Source organism: Dietzia sp. DQ11-38-2 (assembly GCF_014145055.1).
In the GTDB taxonomy this organism is placed as follows: domain Bacteria; phylum Actinomycetota; class Actinomycetes; order Mycobacteriales; family Mycobacteriaceae; genus Dietzia.
Window position 1 is genome coordinate 1 of the sequence record NZ_JAALDW010000382.1, and the last position, 1,300, is coordinate 1,300.

Consider the following 1,300-nt stretch of genomic DNA (forward strand, 5'->3'; position numbering starts at 1 on the left):
GGGTGGCAGTCCGTCTACGTGCCGTCGTCGGTGATCCACCACGACCAGGGCCACGCGGCCAGGACCGTGCCGGAGTTCACCCTCAGGGCGCATCACCGCAGCGCGTACCTGTTCCAGGCGGACAGGCATCCGCACGCCTGGCAGGCCCCGTTACGCTGGGCCCTCCGCGTGGGTCTCGCGCTACGGTGCCGACTCGCGATCCGATCCGCCCGGCGTGGCCTTCGCTGACGCGGACGACGAGACCATCCACCGGCCCGGACGGGCCGCGCCAGCGCGCGGCCCGGGGGCCACGACATCGGGAGCAGGACTGTGACCTCGACGACCCCCTCCGGCGCCGCGCCGCGCGATCTGATCCCAGACACCGAGGCGGTGGTCCTGGTGGGCGGGAAGGGGACCCGCCTGCGCCCACTGACGATCTCGGCGCCCAAGCCCATGCTGCCCACGGCCGGCGTGCCCTTCCTCACCCATCTGCTGTCGAGGATCCGGGCGGCGGGCATCCGGCGGGTGGTGTTGGGTACGTCGTTCAAAGCCGAGGTGTTCGAGGAGCATTTCGGTGACGGGTCCGACCTCGACCTGGAACTGACGTACGTGGTGGAGACCGAGCCGCTGGGGACGGGCGGCGGCATCCGCAACGTTCTGGACGAGCTCACCGCATCGACGATCATGGTGTTCAACGGCGACGTGCTGGGCGGTACCGATCTCACCCGGATCCTCGACCTGCACCACGCCAGGAACGCGGACCTGACGATGCACCTTGTCCGCGTCTCCGATCCCCGTGCGTTCGGTTGTGTGCCGACCGATGACGACGGCCGGGTCCTGGAGTTCCTGGAGAAGACGCAGGACCCGCCGACCGATCAGATCAACGCCGGCTGCTACGTCTTCCGGCGTGAACTGATCGCGCAGATCCCCGAGGGCGTCCCCGTCTCGGTGGAGCGCGAGACCTTCCCGCAGCTGCTCGCCGAGGGCAAGCGGGTCTACGGTTTCGTCGACTCGGCGTACTGGCGGGACATGGGCACGCCCGAGGACTTCGTCCGCGGGTCCTCGGACCTCGTCCGCGGCATCGCGCCGTCGCCTGCACTCGAGAGTCATCACGGCGAGGCGCTCGTCCACGAGGGTGCGGGGGTCGGCGCCGGGGCGGTCCTCATCGGGGGAACCGTGGTCGGTCGCGGCGCCGAGATCGGGGCCGGAGCCCGGCTGGACGGCGCCGTGGTCTTCGACGGCGCCCGTATCGAGGCCGGGGCGACGGTCGAACGGTCGATCATCGGCTTCGGCGCGCGCATCGGCCACCGGGCGCTGATCC

1 protein-coding gene and 1 pseudogene are annotated in these 1,300 nt (G+C 70.9%); both read left to right on the top strand.

All coding sequences use genetic code 11. The features are described from left to right. A pseudogene (locus G6026_RS16985) lies at nucleotides 1-228 on the top strand (dTDP-Rha--alpha-D-GlcNAc-pyrophosphate polyprenol alpha-3-L-rhamnosyltransferase); the annotation flags it as partial. Between the two features lie 81 nt (nucleotides 229-309). Beyond that, the coding region (locus tag G6026_RS12750) for an NDP-sugar synthase (RefSeq protein ID WP_347238104.1) at nucleotides 310-1,300 on the top strand (991 nt) is incomplete at its 3' end.